The sequence below is a fragment of the Kordia sp. genome (assembly GCF_965283645.1).
Lineage (GTDB): Bacteria > Bacteroidota > Bacteroidia > Flavobacteriales > Flavobacteriaceae > Kordia.
Genome location: NZ_CBDIPG010000001.1, coordinates 3,897,975 through 3,913,483, shown reverse-complemented (window position 1 = coordinate 3,913,483; position 15,509 = coordinate 3,897,975). Strand labels below are relative to the sequence as shown.

18 protein-coding genes, 1 pseudogene and 1 riboswitch are annotated in these 15,509 nt (G+C 31.2%); of the genes and pseudogenes, 9 read left to right on the top strand and 10 right to left on the bottom strand.

The window, feature by feature from the left end; all coding sequences use genetic code 11:
* The first annotated feature begins 579 nt into the window (after window positions 1–579).
* The 6 genes from ACQ654_RS17315 to ACQ654_RS17290 all read left to right on the top strand — a co-directional run bounded on the left by ACQ654_RS17315 (window position 580) and on the right by ACQ654_RS17290 (window position 4,923).
* Entirely contained in the window at window positions 580–825 is a 246-nt protein-coding gene (locus tag ACQ654_RS17315; RefSeq protein ID WP_430411610.1) for an FAD-dependent oxidoreductase, read from the top strand.
* 42 nt (window positions 826–867) lie between these two features.
* Entirely contained in the window at window positions 868–1,494 is a 627-nt protein-coding gene (locus ACQ654_RS17310; protein ID WP_430411609.1) for a class I SAM-dependent methyltransferase, read from the top strand.
* A gap of 668 nt (window positions 1,495–2,162) precedes the next feature.
* Window positions 2,163–2,744, top strand: a complete 582-nt coding sequence (locus ACQ654_RS17305; protein ID WP_430411608.1) for a Crp/Fnr family transcriptional regulator — start codon at window positions 2,163–2,165, stop codon at window positions 2,742–2,744.
* A 64-nt stretch (window positions 2,745–2,808) separates the two neighbouring features.
* Window positions 2,809–3,432 carry an FMN-dependent NADH-azoreductase gene (locus tag ACQ654_RS17300; protein WP_430411607.1) on the top strand — a complete coding sequence of 208 codons (624 nt, stop codon included), beginning with the start codon at window positions 2,809–2,811 and terminating at the stop codon, window positions 3,430–3,432.
* A gap of 227 nt (window positions 3,433–3,659) precedes the next feature.
* Window positions 3,660–4,166, top strand: a complete 507-nt coding sequence (locus tag ACQ654_RS17295; RefSeq protein ID WP_430411606.1) for a flavodoxin family protein — start codon at window positions 3,660–3,662, stop codon at window positions 4,164–4,166.
* Window positions 4,167–4,170: 4 nt separating this feature from the next.
* The gene (locus ACQ654_RS17290) at window positions 4,171–4,923 is read left to right on the top strand and encodes an arylamine N-acetyltransferase family protein (protein WP_430411605.1); all 753 of its coding nucleotides are present in this window, start codon (window positions 4,171–4,173) and stop codon (window positions 4,921–4,923) included.
* A gap of 98 nt (window positions 4,924–5,021) precedes the next feature.
* Here ACQ654_RS17290 and hxpB read toward each other — a convergent pair whose 3' ends face one another.
* Entirely contained in the window at window positions 5,022–5,687 is a 666-nt protein-coding gene (hxpB, locus tag ACQ654_RS17285) for a hexitol phosphatase HxpB (protein ID WP_430411604.1), read from the bottom strand.
* Window positions 5,687–6,346 (bottom strand): thiaminase II, encoded by a 660-nt coding sequence (gene tenA, locus ACQ654_RS17280; RefSeq protein WP_430411603.1) that lies wholly within the window; start codon window positions 6,344–6,346, stop codon window positions 5,687–5,689. The genes hxpB and tenA overlap by 1 nt, the downstream gene beginning before the upstream one ends.
* Window positions 6,347–6,419: 73 nt before the next feature.
* Window positions 6,420–6,513, bottom strand: a riboswitch (TPP riboswitch).
* A gap of 220 nt (window positions 6,514–6,733) precedes the next feature.
* On the opposite strand from tenA, the pseudogene ACQ654_RS17275 reads away from it, so the two are divergent.
* Window positions 6,734–6,949 (top strand): annotated as a pseudogene (locus ACQ654_RS17275) (subclass B1 metallo-beta-lactamase); the annotation flags it as partial.
* A 79-nt stretch (window positions 6,950–7,028) separates the two neighbouring features.
* On the opposite strand, the gene ACQ654_RS17270 reads toward ACQ654_RS17275, so the two are convergent.
* From ACQ654_RS17270 to ACQ654_RS17260, 3 genes are read right to left on the bottom strand one after another with little or no spacing between them, the layout of a single operon-like run.
* Window positions 7,029–7,649 (bottom strand): hypothetical protein, encoded by a 621-nt coding sequence (locus ACQ654_RS17270; protein WP_430411602.1) that lies wholly within the window; start codon window positions 7,647–7,649, stop codon window positions 7,029–7,031.
* Window positions 7,639–8,142, bottom strand: coding sequence for an RNA polymerase sigma factor (locus tag ACQ654_RS17265; protein ID WP_430411601.1), 504 nt, complete (start codon window positions 8,140–8,142; stop codon window positions 7,639–7,641). Before ACQ654_RS17265 ends, ACQ654_RS17270 begins: the two co-directional genes overlap by 11 nt.
* A 12-nt stretch (window positions 8,143–8,154) precedes the next feature.
* The gene (locus tag ACQ654_RS17260; protein WP_430411600.1) at window positions 8,155–9,006 is read right to left on the bottom strand and encodes a TraB/GumN family protein; all 852 of its coding nucleotides are present in this window, start codon (window positions 9,004–9,006) and stop codon (window positions 8,155–8,157) included.
* A gap of 252 nt (window positions 9,007–9,258) precedes the next feature.
* Between ACQ654_RS17260 and ACQ654_RS17255 the strand changes: the two genes are divergently transcribed.
* Window positions 9,259–9,471 carry a class I lanthipeptide gene (locus tag ACQ654_RS17255; RefSeq protein ID WP_430411599.1) on the top strand — a complete coding sequence of 71 codons (213 nt, stop codon included), beginning with the start codon at window positions 9,259–9,261 and terminating at the stop codon, window positions 9,469–9,471.
* Window positions 9,472–9,552: 81 nt separating this feature from the next.
* Here ACQ654_RS17255 and ACQ654_RS17250 read toward each other — a convergent pair whose 3' ends face one another.
* Entirely contained in the window at window positions 9,553–9,996 is a 444-nt protein-coding gene (locus ACQ654_RS17250) for a RidA family protein (RefSeq protein WP_430411598.1), read from the bottom strand.
* A 315-nt stretch (window positions 9,997–10,311) separates the two neighbouring features.
* Here ACQ654_RS17250 and ACQ654_RS17245 point away from each other — a divergent pair, with 315 nt between their 5' ends.
* Window positions 10,312–11,310, top strand: coding sequence for an NAD-dependent epimerase/dehydratase family protein (locus tag ACQ654_RS17245; RefSeq protein ID WP_430411597.1), 999 nt, complete (start codon window positions 10,312–10,314; stop codon window positions 11,308–11,310).
* 13 nt (window positions 11,311–11,323) lie between these two features.
* On the opposite strand, the gene ACQ654_RS17240 is transcribed toward ACQ654_RS17245, so the two are convergent.
* The 4 genes from ACQ654_RS17240 to ACQ654_RS17225 form a co-directional block, all read right to left on the bottom strand.
* On the bottom strand, window positions 11,324–12,586 hold the full coding sequence (locus ACQ654_RS17240; RefSeq protein ID WP_430411596.1) for an outer membrane protein assembly factor: 1,263 nt from the start codon (window positions 12,584–12,586) through the stop codon (window positions 11,324–11,326).
* A gap of 89 nt (window positions 12,587–12,675) precedes the next feature.
* A complete protein-coding gene (locus tag ACQ654_RS17235) occupies window positions 12,676–13,431 on the bottom strand; it encodes a hypothetical protein (protein WP_430411595.1) in 756 nt (251 codons plus the stop codon).
* Between the two features lie 12 nt (window positions 13,432–13,443).
* Window positions 13,444–14,448: a glycoside hydrolase family 113 gene (locus ACQ654_RS17230; protein ID WP_430411594.1), complete on the bottom strand. Its 1,005-nt coding sequence runs from the start codon at window positions 14,446–14,448 to the stop codon at window positions 13,444–13,446.
* 35 nt (window positions 14,449–14,483) lie between these two features.
* Window positions 14,484–15,407 carry a hypothetical protein gene (locus ACQ654_RS17225; RefSeq protein ID WP_430411593.1) on the bottom strand — a complete coding sequence of 308 codons (924 nt, stop codon included), beginning with the start codon at window positions 15,405–15,407 and terminating at the stop codon, window positions 14,484–14,486.
* Window positions 15,408–15,509 lie beyond the last annotated feature (102 nt).

Below are 15,509 nucleotides of genomic sequence, written 5' to 3'. Positions count from 1 at the left end.
AAATACAAGTAGATGAAAATTCATAAAACAAGGCGCTTTAATAACCACTGCTTTAGCATTACCATTCAACACCTTTAATGTATTAGCTAATGACAAAACATTACAACAATTTGATATTATTATAATTGGAGGAAGCTATTATGGCCTTGTTGCTGCAATGGCTCTTAGAAGAGCTTTCAGAAAAGTGCTGATAATTGACAGCGGAAATTCATGTAACAAACAAACTCCCTATTTTTATAATTTTTTAGGACAAGATGGAAAAACACCTGCTGAGATAACAGCAACAGCAAAAAAGCAAGTAGAAAACTACGATACAATATATTTTTTTAATGGTTCAGCTACATCTGGCTCAAAAACAGAAAAAGGTTGTATAATAACAACTGCCGCTAGTGATAGATTTTCCGCTCAGAAATTAATTTTTTGCAACTGGTATCTTAGGAAATGAAGAGTATGCGTTTCAATTTTCAAAACTTATTTCTAATTGGACTAAAGATTTAACGCTTTTTGCAAATGGAAAATCCTCGTTAACCAAAGAACATACCATGAGATTACAAAAGCATCAGATACAAATTATAGAAAATGAAAATAAAAGCTATTTATACCAAAACGCCTTTTAAACAACATTGCTTAATCCCTGAAAAACTAGGCTGTGAGTTAACAGATACAGGCTGTATTAAAGTTGACCACTTGCAAAAAACCACTGTTAAAGATATTTATGCTTGTGGTGATAATACAACAAAAATGCGAACCATTGCAAACGCAGTTTACATGAGAACAAATGCAGGAATGGTAATAAACAAAGAGTTTTTTTTTGAAAATTCTTAGTTCTCAAAATGATTAAAAAAATATAACGTAAAAAAAATAATTATGTCAGACAACTGGTTAAATAAATGGAATGATAGATATTCCAAAAAAGAATTTGCATATGGTAAAGAACCTAATAATTTTTTAAAAGAAAAATTACAAAACATAAACACTGGCACAATACTATTTGGAGCAGAAGGAGAAGGAAGAAATGCTGTATTTGCCTCAAAAAAAGGTTGGAATGTTCATGCTTTTGATATAAGTATGGAAGGAAAAAACAAAGCCTTAGAAATCGCCAAAGAAAACAACGTCTCAATTAATTATGAAATTGGGTTGCTACCTGATTTGAAATATGAAAATGAACAATTTGATGCTATTGCTCTTATCTATGCACATTTTCCTCCAAAAATCAGATCAGAATATCATAAAATACTTAATAACAAATTAAAAAAAGGAGGAATTGTAATACTTGAAGCATTTGGCAAAAATCATCTTGACTACCAGAGAAATAATCCGAAAATAGGAGGTCCATCTGATTTAGATTCGTTATTCTCAACTGATGAAATAAAATTAGACTTTGAAAACTATGAAATTATTGAGTTAATTGAAAAAGAAATAGAATTAAATGAAGGGCTTTACCATAATGGAAAAGGTTCTGTCATAAGATTTTTGGGTAGAAAAAAACAATAATTATCGTCAATAAAAGCTATAATTAATGCAGGATTTTATGTTTAGCCCTAAAGTTAGTAATTTTTATAAAGTCCGTAAAATCATTTTGATTGGACTTTTGAATAAGAAAAAATTAAAGCAAACGAAAAACCTTAACCGAGTGTGAGAATAGAAGATCTCTAACTTTCTATTCTCGCACTAACTGCTAAGACGTTGTCCACAATATATAAAACGAGATTTGATTGAAAATTTTAGAACTATCGAATATTAAAATCTGGTAACGAAAGACAAAACTTGCTTTTTCTGAAATCAAAAAATATAAAATTTCAGAGAGAGGCGGACGAGTTTTTCTATTTCTATTTACCGACATTTTTTGGAGAGATTATAACAAAATGACCGAAAGGAAAATAAAATTTGTCAGACCTGCTGAACAAATAGATTATGGAATGATCGCAGTTTTCGAAGATTTATACGGAAACCAGTGAGACTCGTTGGAAACAAAAAACAAAGGAATACTAGACTGAAAAAAATCACGTTTACCAACACCGCACATCAGTCATTTTTGGGTCAGAGCCGCTTTAGAAAATCTTTGCGAATGTTCCAGCGGAGTTTTGTACTTTTAATGATTCGAGCTGAGATACACCACTAATCATACACAAAATCGTCAGCAACAATTTGAACTCATCCGAATGAAAAATCCTTTAATTGAATCCATTTCTAAATATATTATACTAAATTCAGAGGAGGAAAATCTAATCGAAAGTTTTTGGACAGAAAAAACACTCAAAAAAGGAGATTATTTGCTAAGAAACGGGGAAACTTGCAGAACTGACAATTTTGTAATTAGCGGAGCTTTAAAAGCTTTTTATATAAATTCTAAAACTGGCAAAGAAGAAATACTCTATTTTGCAATTGAAAATTGGTGGACAACAGATATTCAAAGTTTTCAAAAACAAACACCTTCCATTTATAACATTCAAGCAATTGAAGAAACTGAATTATTACAGATTCGTTACGATTCTTTTCAAGAAATGTTAACACAGGTTCCAAAACTTGAACGTTTTTTCAGAATCATACTTGAAAATTATTTGGGCAGTTTACAAAAAAGAATAATCGAAGATAATGTACTAGATGCAAAACAACGATATGCTAATTTTATAGAGAATTATCCAAAAATAGCAACTAAAGTACCACAATATCTAATCGCTTCTTACTTGGGTATTACTGCTGAGTTTTTGAGTAGAATTCGCAGAAAACATAAAACATCTTAAACTAGATCAATATTTTTCTCTATTACGATAACGAACTTTGTGTCATCATTCAAAATTTAGAAAAATGAACAAAGTACTTATTATTAACGCAAGTGTCCGAAATGAAAAATCACACAGTCGAGAATTAACAAAACTATTTACGGAAAACTGGAAAAAAAAACACCCAAAAGACACATTTTCATTTCGAGAAGTCGGACTTGAAAAAATTCCTGCCATAAATGAAAAATGGATTGCAAGTGCATTTGTCAACCCTAAAGACAGAACAAAAGAAAATCAATCTGGCGTTAAATTTAGCGATACATTGATTAAAGAATTTAAAGAGCATAACATATACGTTCTCGGAACGCCAATGTACAATTGGTCAATTCCTAGTGGTTTAAAATCCTATATTGATCAACTTATGCGAATAAATGAAACATGGAAATTTCGTTCAGGAAAACCAGATGGAGATTATATGGGTCTTTTAAAACACAAAAGAATGTTCATTTTATCAAGTAGAGGAGATACAGGTTATGGAGAAAATGAAAAAAATGAGCATATGAATTTTCAAACTACTTACCTTAAATTCGTGTTCGGGATAATGGGAATACAAGATGTTACTACAATTTCACTCGACAATGAAGAATTTGGAGGAGAGATATTTGAAACCTCAAAAAGAAAGATACATCAAGAAATTGAACGAATTTAAAAAAGCTGTTCTCAATACCGACTATACTCAATACAAGTTTAGTTCTTGCACAAAGTTTTGTGTATATTTACTAGGTTACCAAATTCTTTTTGATTTGGTTTTCGATAAGAAAAATTAAAATCAAAAAAAGGCGTAGACTTAGTCCATATTTGAAAAGGCGCTGCTCCTTTTTTTCCGTACTAATCCTAGCCAAAACCATTGGCAATAACCTAAACATACAAATAGCAATGAAAAAAGGAGTTATAATCCTTGGTAGCGCAAATAGCAATGGCGAAACGAGAAAAATAGTTTCATATATAAGCGATAAAACAAATTATCCGATAATCGATTTAAAACAGAAAAACATTTCGGAATTTGATTATGAATTCAAAAACAGAAACGACGATTTCCATCCATTAATTAAAGAAATAGTAGACACTTATGATATAATAATTTTTGCAACTCCAGTTTATTGGTATTCAATGAGCGGAATTATGAAAACCTTTTTCGATAGAATTTCAGATTGCTTAAAAATTGAAAAGGAAACTGGTAGAAAATTAAGAGGATTGGAAATGGCAGTAGTAAGTTGCGGTTCTGATAAAAAATTGAAGAACGGGTTTCATATGCCATTCATTGAAACAGCCAAATATTTGGGAATGAACTATGTTTCAGATGTACATTGTTGGATTGAAGATAACGACATACCGATTTCAGTAAAAAATGACCTGAATGAGTTCGTAAAATCAATACAATAAACTAATGGACATATCAAAATATTTAAAAAGAATAGATTTTCACGGTGCTACTAACATCGATGAAAATGTTCTTTTTGAACTTCAAAGAAAACATCTTTTAAATATTCCCTTTGAGAATCTGGACATTCACTATGGTAGAAAAATAAATCTTTCTATTAATGAAATTTATCAAAAGATAGTCATCCACAAACGTGGTGGATTCTGCTATGAACTCAACGGGCTATTTCATCACTTTTTAAAACAAATTGGATTCAATGCAAAACTTATTTCAGCACGAGTTCACACAAAAAATGGAGCGTACAGTCCAGATTATGATCATTTAGCCATTATTGTAAATATAGAAAATCAAGAATATTTGGTTGACGTAGGTTTCGGTAAATTCTCTTTAGAACCTTTAAAATTGCAAATGACCGAAGAGATTAACGATAGTTTTGGTCAATTTAAATTTGACAAGTATGATACAAATTATTACCGCGTGAATGAAATAATAAATACTAAATTAATTCCTCAATACATTTTCAAAAACGAAGCACACAAACTATCAGAATTTACAAAAAGATGCAATTTTCATAAAAGTAGTGAAAACTCACATTTCACAAAAATGAAACTAATATCAATTGCAAAAAGTGATGGAAGAATTACCCTAAATAATTCACAATTGAAAACTACACACTTAGGAATTGAAACAGTTATAGATTTTGATGAAAATGAATTTAACACTAAATTAAAGCAATATTTTGATATAAAAATAAAGTAAATCAATTGCTAATAACGCGTATAAAATATAGTTAACAAAGGCTTTCCGTAAGGTTTGTGTGTGTGTGTAAAGATCGCCAAGTTAAAAACAAGCATTCATTATTGATTGAAAATTTTATGTATTGAATCTAAATCCGTGAATGAATTGACTACATAATTTTCAATCTTTTCTTTTCTTTCCATCTTTTCTTTTTTTGGTCGATAGGCAACCGTTTTCATCCCTGCCGTTTTTGCAGACAATAAACCAGAATAAGAATCTTCAAAAACAATACAATTTGCAGGATTAACTTTCATTTTTTCAGCAACAGACAAATAAACTGCTGGATTTGGTTTTCCTTCTTTTTCAAATTCGGAAGATGTGAAGAAATCAAAATAATCAACTATATCTAATTTTTTCAAGACAACTGAAATTAACCTAAATGGAGCATTAGTTCCAAGACCAATTTTTAGCCCTTTATGTTTAATAAATTGTAAAAGATTTTTTATTCCTTCAATTTCATTTCCCTCTTTTTCTATTAAAAACTTCACACAATCAATTACTTCATTTTCAACATCTTCCAAAGACTTTCCTTTCCATTGATAATGAGTATACCAAAATTTTGTAACCTCAGTTGTGGTCATAAATTTTGTTTGTTTGCATAATTTTGAATTTAGGGTCACACCCAATGAAGTAAAAACTTTTTTCTCTGCAATTTGCCAAAAAGGTTCAGAATCAATTAAGACACCATCCATATCAAAAATTACTGCTTCTATTTTTTCATCCATTATTCAAAACTTTGCCATTTTTTCATTTTATAGGATGAATCCCAAAACTCAAATTCTAACCGTGCAGATGTAATAAAAACTTCTGTCATTCGCGTCTGATTTTTTGTTGATGCATGTAAAGCTAAATTGTCACAAATACTAATTGCATCTTTCACTATGAAATCAAAATCATTACCAGCATATGTGTCTATCCATTTTTGATATGGGTTATTTTTACTTTTTTGATTTTCGTAGATATATTCTCCAACTTTTTTATAAATCCAAAAGCAAGGCAATACTGACGCCATGCCAACCTCAATTGATTCGAACGCAGAAATCGCTTTGATATGGCTTATATAGTGATGAATTACAGGCTCAATAACAGCTGACGGAACAATATTAAAATCTTTAAAATAGAACTCATGCAATTCTCTTTCGGCAATAATTGCAGTTTCAGCAAAATGTAAAAGAGATATTGTTTCTTTAATATTATAACTTTTTGATGCCAACAAGGATAAAGTTTTTCCGAAATTTTCTAAATATTTAGAATCTTGTTGCATGTAAAACTTAAACTTTTCTTTATTTAAATTGCCATTCATCAATTCCTGAATAAAGGGCATTTTTAAAATTGAGTTAAAAATAGGTTCAATTGTTTTCCAAGATTTATCTGACCAAGTCATATTGTTTATAGTTTAATTTAATAAAAATATAGATAGACAAGCCTGATTAAGGAAAGTGAAAAGTTCTCACTTATTTAATTATTAGACTTTTCCCTACGATAGTGTTAACCATATCAGGTTCAAAGGGACTCTCTCAATTCTTATATAGAATACCCCTAAAGCTTGGCAAATATAGTAATTAATAGGTAGATTGAATAGAAATTCTGTGTACAACAACGTATAAAAAATAGTAGCTTAGGTACTAAAACGAAAATAAATTTTATAAATTCAGGATTTCTATTTAACCGAAAAATTAGTGCTTAACAGTCACTATTTTTTACACACAAACCGTTGGCAGTAATTAGAAAAAAGAATGGTCAAAAATTTACGAAACCAATTAAAAAAATTGATGGCAATCTCGAATTAGGTATTGGAAATAAAAAAGTCTATGCAGAATATTTTGGAGAAGGTCATGCCAAAGACAATATTATAGGATATTTCTCCGAAGATAATGTCATATTTGGTAGATGTTTGATTAAAAAAGTTGGAGCAAGTAAGGGATATTTAGGAGATGCAAACACGGACATATGGTCTGAAACTGTTCGGAAAATCAAGAAACAGTATCAACAACCTTGAATCATTGAATTTTTAAATTCTTGAATTGAGCGAAGCGATATTAAAGGTAAAGCGCGTCTAAAGGCTACTATTTCATTTGCGTTAAAATTTCTTCCAATTTTCGCACATGCACACCATACAATTTATCTGCCCATTTTACGGTAACATAATATATAAATACTACCGACAGTAAATATCCTAATATCACTAATATCAATGTTGTTGTTGGCATTTGCAACAAAAACCATTCTGAAAAACGATCTTTCCCGTATTGCTCCGATCCCATAAAAATGGCTGTTACAGAAACTGGCAATAATAACGAACCTGCAATAATTCCTGTTTTGTATACTTCCATTGTTAATTTTATATCGTGAATAAAATTTAAAATAGTTTCTTTTGTTTGTTGTCCCACATTTGAAGTTCTGCGTAAAAACCAACCCATTTTCGCCAAATACCCAAGTGTCATCAAACTTGTAATAAACATAAATATAAAGTACACGGCACGTGGCAATTCATACATATTTACAAAAAATGGAACAGCAAAAAATAATACAATTCCAACCAATTGTATGGCTATTTCACCTTTCATTGTTTTACGAATTTTTGCAATAGGCATTTGACTTCCTTTTAAGTTTTCTAAACTGGTTGGCAACTGAAAATCATTTTGATTTTCGTCATCCATTAATTCTTTTATTTTATCAAAATCCATGACGTTGTTCTTTTATAATTTCTTGTAATTTTTTCTTTGTTCTGTTTAGTTTTACGCGAACATTTACAGAAGACATCCCTAAGTTTTTAGCAATTTCTTCTCCCGAAAAACCTTCAATAAACTGAAATATGAGTGCTTTTTCTATTTTATTAAGTTGATGAACAGCTTTGTAAAAAATTGCCAGTTGTTGTTCTTTTTCATCAGAATACTCTTCTTGCGTCAATTGCACATGTTCGGGTATGCTATAATTATCTGGCTTTCGTTTTTCTTTCTTAAAAAATACAATTGCCGTATTTAATGCCACACGATACATCCAACTAGAAAACTGACTTTTCCCATTGAATGATTTCAACGATTTCCAAAGCTGTAAAATAATTTCTTGCACTAAATCCTCTCGGTCAATCGCATCTTCAAAATAGATACGAGAGACCTTGTGGATAATCCCTTTGTGGGTTGCAATCGCTTTTAGAAATTCTTGTTCGGTTAGTTCCAACGAATGTGTGTTTTAATATACAGGTGTTACTTTGTAACCTTGTTTACGCAACAATTCAATTACACCATTTTCCCCTACCAAATGTGCCGTTCCTACAGCAAATAAGTTCGATTGTTTTTTCATCATATGAGGCATTAATTTGACCCAATTCGTATTACGAACCTTTAGCATCCAATGTTCGGCATTTTTATTAAAGAAACGATCGTCTTTCATGTCTTCAAATAGCGTACTAATATCTTCATTTTTGTAATGTACTACCATATTTTGAAACGCAATTTTATACTCTTCATACAATTCTATTTGTTTCCATAAAAAATCTGTTGGATAGGCTTTCGCAAAAAAATCAAGTTGACCGTTTAATGTTTCTAATCCTTGAACTTTTTTGTTGTTCGCTTTCGCTAGATTGATCAATTCGAATTCGTACATTTTTTTCGTAGTACAAGGTAAACCCTGTTGAATTAATAAAGAATAGACAGTCATCAATGAATAATTATCAATCATTTTTAATGACATATTCATTTCTTTCTTTAGCAAATTGTCTAAATACATTTGTTGTTTTTTAGATAATTCTTCACTCAATTTTCCAGAAGATGTCATCTTTTTTTGCGCTTCCATCAACGCTGTTGTGTCTGATAAATCAACTTCCAATACTAAATTTTCAGTTTCGTTAAAAGCTTTCGTTACTTTCTCAGGAATGGAAAAATCATCTTCACATAAAATATGAATCGTTCCTAAAAGGTAAGATGGTTTTGCCAAATCTTTATGTTCAATTTTCCACAATACTGAGTTTTCAAGTTTTGTGCCTTGTGCATTTACAGAAAATCCACAAATAATAAAAGCAATAAAGATATATACGTTTTTCATGTTTTAGTTTTTAGTTTCAAAAGATTTTTCAGCTGATAAGAATCTTAATGACATTTATAATTCATTTGCTCCGTAAGTATCGACTTTGAAAATATGTTACAAAAAAAGATGAAATTATTTTTCATGATTGTCTTTAAAAGGGATAATTCCCCAAACAAAAGGGTGTTTATATTTTCATAAAACAGCATTTTAACTATTCCCCAAAAACTCGGCAACATGTTTCTTTGCAACGAAACTTAAAATAGAAAAGTAATGAAAAAACAAAGAATCAATTCAGGTTTACAATTAAAGAAATCAACAATTTCTGATTTACACACAAGTCAATTAAAAGGTGGTTTACCAACTACATTACAATCAACGGTACTTACTATTCCAGACATTCCGTTACCATCTCCAGATCCAAGACCAATGACAATTAGTTATTCTAATTGTGACAATTGCGGTTCTTGGGCACGAACTTGCTAGGTGTAATTTTTAATTTTAAAAATAAAAAACAGCATGACGAATTTAATTCATCATGCTGTTTTACTTTATATGAAATACTGCTTACTTCGCAGCGATTACATCAATTTCAATTTTTGCGCCTATTGCCAATCCGCCAGCCGCAAACGTAGTTCGGGCAGGTTTATTTGGAAAGTATTGTACATACACACTATTAAACGCTTTAAAATCGTTGATATCTGCTAAAATTACGGTGCATTTTACCACACGATCTAACGATGAATTGTGTTGCGCTAAAACTGCTTTTATGTTTTCTAATGCTTGTTTGGTTTCTGCTTCAATTCCGCCAGAAACTAACATTCCTTTTACATGATCTTTCCCTATTTGACCTGATAGGAATAATAAATTTTCGGTTTCAACTGCCGCACTAAATGGCGTATTTTGTCGTTCAGATAAATGTGAAGGATGAAAAGTGATGTCTTTTTTTCCTGATTGACAACCGAAAAAACTTAGTAAAAGTACGATGTATAAATAGTTGATTGGTTTCATAATGATAGTATTTAAGTTTTAACAAATTTAAGGAATGAAGTTATTTATCTTCTTATAATTCCATGAATTGTCGGGTACATTATTATTATTTGTATTTCTCTTGTACTAATTTAATTGCATTATTAATTTTAAAATTTTTTATTATGATCACATTAGAACAATTAGAACAGTATCAAATTGAAAACCCTCAATTAATTATTGGTGGTTTTATTGGGACTACAGATGGTGAAATTTAATCTTTCAAACGCGGACTTCGGTTCGCTTTTTCTTCTTACTTTCACTCTATTATTAATTTTTAAAACATAAGGTCTTTTAATGAAAAAAATTCTCATTCTTGGCGGAACACAATTTATAGGACGCACACTTGTAGCGCAATTGCTGAAATTAAATAAGTTTGATATTACATTATTCAACAGACAAAAGACACAAGCCGATTTGTTTCCTACTGTAAAGAAAATAAAAGGCGATAGAGAAACGAACGACATTCGTAAAATTGAACATGAAAATTGGGACTATATCATTGATGTTTCTTGTTACTATCCTGATTCACTCTCAAATGTATTGGATTGTATAAAAGGCAAATTGAAAAAATACATTCTTATTTCTACGTGTTCTGTGTATGATGATGAAAATGACCAAACTCCAATGAGAACTGAATCTGGTAAAATTCTTAGTTGTACAAAAGAACAACGCGTTGATCGTACAAATACATCGTATGGAAATCGTAAAGCCGAATGTGAGCATATTTTAATTAATTCCAATCAAGCGTATACTATTTTTCGTCCTTCGCTTGTGTATGGTCCGTATGATCATACAGATCGATTTTACTACTGGTTATATCAAGTAAAGCATACGAAGACAGTATTGCTTCCTGATTTTGGCGAAAAGTTGTTTTCAATAACTTATGTCGTTGATCTTGTACACGCTATTATAAATACAGTAGAATCTAATATTTCTGGCATTTACAATGTTACTACAGCCGTAAAAACTTCTATCAAAGAAATTGTTGAATATGCCGAAAAATGGCTTCATGAAACCGTCGAAAAAGTAAACGCTTCACCAGATTTTCTGTATAAAAATAATGTTAGACAATGGGCAGATATGCCGTTATGGTTAGATGGTGATTATTTTTCGTATGACAATCAACAGCTAAAAAAGGATTTTAATTTTGAGCTTACAAATTATGAAAAAAGTATAAAAGACACCATTTCATATTACGATTCGCTCGGTTGGAAAAAACCTATATATGGAATTACGGAACAACGAAAACAAGAACTTATTGATACGGTTAGATTCCTGTCTTCGCAGGAATGATAAAAAATTGCGTTTAAAAATACTGACCAATTCCGAAGACAATTCCGTTACTAGAATCTTTAGTAATTCCATAACCATAATCAATTCGAAATATAGCATTAAAGATTCGTTTGTGAATAAAACGCAAACCAATTCCTGGGTAAATTCTGAAGTTTTCACTATCGGCAAAATCACTAAAATCGCCACCTGGATTCCGCCAAGTTCCAGCGTCTACAAATCCATTTCCTTGCAAAATAAACCATCCTTTTTCATACAATGTATACCGGTATTCGGTGTTCAATACCATACTTGCGGTTCCACGATCAATGATGTTTCCGACTCCACGAATGTTTAAGTTATTGTCTACCGAAAAAGGCGCAAACGGACTCGCATTGTTAGACGCAACACCAAATCGGAAACGGTTTGCCCAGTTTCCTTTTTCGCCAACACGTTTAAAATACATAAAATCACTCCAACCAATTAGGAAGTTATCTTGAAAATCATTTTCAGTAGTTACATACTGTAAATACACTGTGTTTTTAATTCCTTCAATGTATTGATAGTAATAGTTTAGGTTATCATATTCGTAAACAAATTTAAACATGAGTTTGTCTAACGCTAAATTTTGCGGAATGGCTTCAGATGTGAGTCCATTGAGATAACTATATTCTTCCGTAAATACATTTGCTCCAAATTGCAAACGATGTTTAAAGTTCAGTTGATATAATAATAAGGCTTCAAACGATGTGTTGCTGTATTTGTAATTTGCCGAACCTGCATCAAAGTATAACGGTTCTTCACTTGTCCAATTTTGATGATTTAACGCAATTCCGAAATTTCGAGTGAATAAATTGGGCGCACGTAAATTGATTCCGTACGAGTCAAATCCGTTATTTTGATAAAATCCGCCAAAAGCGATATTTCTCCCTAAAAAATTATAATCATACAATCCAACTTTGTATGCAACTTGCTCGTTTGTAGTTGTCCACACATTTAAATTTGGAATCAGCGTGAAGTTTTCTTCGATGTTAAAATATACATTGTATAAGTTATCATGCGAAATAAATACTTGGTAATACGCATGCGAAACTCCAGCCAGTCGTTTTAGCAATACTACATCTTGTTCAAGTTGAAGTGAATCTAACACATCTCCATTTCGAACACTAACGTACTTTTTTAAAAAGCCAACTTTATTCTTTTTCTGTCCTTGAAATTTTACATCATAGACAATCTTATCTTGCGCTATTCCGTAGAAAGCAATTAAGAAAAATGTAAAAAGTAAAATTATTTTTTTCATCTGTTCATACGATTTTATCAGATTTGTCAGATGGAATTCGTCAATAATCAAATTGGTTACACCTAGTAATTTTATAGCTCATTTCATAGCTATTGAACTATAAAGATATCTTGAATTACTGTATTTACCCAATTATCTTCACTAACATCCATTAATGTAAATTTGTACGAGTTTCCAATAGTCAATTCAAGAGGGTTTTCAGGAGTTATGTTTAAAACTACATTGGAAGTATTGTAGTATTGAAATTGATTTTCAAAGGTGTACGTTCCGGAAAGCAATCCGTTATCAATAGTAGAAAGTATTTGAAAATAGATAGCGTTGTCACCATTTGTATTGTGTTCCCAAGTAAATTTTGGCATTTTAGAAGTTTCTTGTGTAATATCAACTTCTGTTGTCCAAACGGTAGGTTTTGTAATATTTTTGATTCGAATTGGATTTGAAATTTTTACTTCTCCATCCAACTCATATGCAACAATTACCCATTGTTCAATTGCAAAAGGTCGTGTAAATTGTTGAATGAATCCTTCAAAAAGTGGCGTTTCGTTAATGTCTAAACGTCTATAATTGGAATAATCATCTTTATTAACATCTACAGTATTTGTTTCAAAAAACTGAACATTTGTTGCGCCAGCTTCTAGGTAATAATATACATTTACAACTTCTGAATTGCCAGCATCACTTGCCGCACACGCTATAACAGCACCAGTTTCTATAGTTCGGTTTGCAATAACTTCTGATAAATTAGCAGTGTTTATGATATTAATTTCTGTTGCTGAATCGTCTGAATTGCATGCTACAATTGCAAAAAACAATAGTGTATATGCAATTGTTTTTACCGTATTCATAAGTATTTTTTGTTATTGATATCGTTTGTAATTTTCTCTAACTATAATTTCGGCAGGTTTGTTTTGAGGTGTAAATTGATTATTTTCTAAACCACCAGATCTTTCATAGTGATGAAACCATTTCCAGATAAAACCGCCTGCAAACCATTCTTCTTTCCAAAACTCGTTATACATTGCTTGCAAAGCAACTTCTTGCGCTTTTAGGTTGAGTGTTTTATTTTTTCTGCTTGAATCCCACGGTTCTTTTCCTGTGTAATCCATACTTCGATAGCCGTATTCAGTAAAAATTACTTTCCGATCTACCTTTTTCGTCAATGCTGCAATCTTTTCCTTGTGTGGTTGCCAACCTTTTTGTAAGCTTTCCACAGATGGCATTTTTTCTTCACTCAATGGAAAATACGCATCTACTCCAATAAAATCTAATTGTTTCCAAAACGGTACTTTGTCAAAAGAATCCCAATTTTCTGCATACGTTAATTTTCCTTTGTAAACAGCTTTCACTTTCGTGATGAGTTCACTCCAGAATTCTGGACGCGCCGCTACAAATTTGTGCAATTCGGTTCCGATACACAATACTTCTGCGTTGATTTCTTGCGCCAAACTTGCATATTCTAAGATGAAACTTTCATAAGATGCTTCAAACTGTTTCCAATCTTCTTCATTTTCCATTGCAATGAATCCTGTAAACTCACCATTCCAAATCCAAATTTGCGGCTTGATCATGATTTTGATCTTGTTCTTTTGCAAAAGTTCCGCATATTGCTTTACTCCTTTTCTAGTTTCGCCAAACCACTGACGATCTGTATTGTGAATAATTTCAGTTGCCGTTAATTTTTTGAGAAAACCAAAAGGCATTATTGCGGCATAATTTGCGTTGACGTTTACAACAGGATCTACATGTGTTTGATCAATTGCGTTACGAGCCGCTACAAAGCTGACGCCATTCATTTTTTGAGTTTGACTTGTACATGAAAATTGCAATAAGCCAAAAAATATCAAAAGGAGTCTAAGTTTCATGAATGATTTTTTAGACTCCTAATGTACTATTTTAATTAAAAAATTGCTCTTAAACCTATGCTAAAAGTTTGTCCCAATCCTTGAAAATTATTTCCTCTTACAAATTTATCAAAGGAAGCTTCCACGTTTAACACATCATTTAATTGGTATTTACTACCAACTCCAACAGATGTTGAGTTTTGCGAAAAGTTATTTCCTAAATCGATTAAAAATGCTTGTTTCGTATTTACATACACTGTTGATTCCGCTGATGGAAAGTAGCTTAAAAATACACCTAATGGTAAAAATAAACTGTTGTTTGCAAAACGCTCACCTACATTTGAAGAGTTTGGATCAGCATCTTCGCTTTTTTCTCCAAAATTAAATCCGAAATCAGCTTGTGTAAATACTTGCCATTTGTCTTGTCCGAATGTTTTATCGTAAAAGAATTTTGTTTCCCAAAACACACTTCTTTTGTCTAAATATGGAGCATTTGCTTTGTCTTTAAATATTGGCAAATACACAGAACTCGTAAATGAAAAGTTTGAAATGTTTTTGAAAGGTTGCACACGAATAGAAGGTGCAATGGTTGTTAATCCACTTCTTGAGGTTGCATCGTCTCTAAAACTTAACACATCTAAAGCACCTGCGCCACCAAATGTATTTGATCGTACTTGGAAGATAAATCCAATGTTAATTCGTCTATTATCACTAATTCCTGTGTAAATTTCTGTTGTATTTGTAAAAAATGTTTCTCTCGGAATGGTAACTGAAGTACTATTTTCGTCTGTACGTTCGGTTTGTGTATAAATACTATTGAAGAATTTAATATCCCATTGTCCTTTTTTTAACAATTTTGAAGGTGTATATTCTTGAATATTGCTCTTTTCATCCGCTGTTTCATCATCTTGGTCTTGTGCAAAAGAGTAGCTTACAAATAATAAAGTAAGCATGGTTAAAATTAGATTGTTCTTTTTCATTTTAGTTAATTTAGTATTGTATTTAGTTTTTGTTGATTTGTTTTTCAAAGTATTTCTTTATACAATTTTCTAGCGAAAATTACTCAAAATGATAATTTGAAA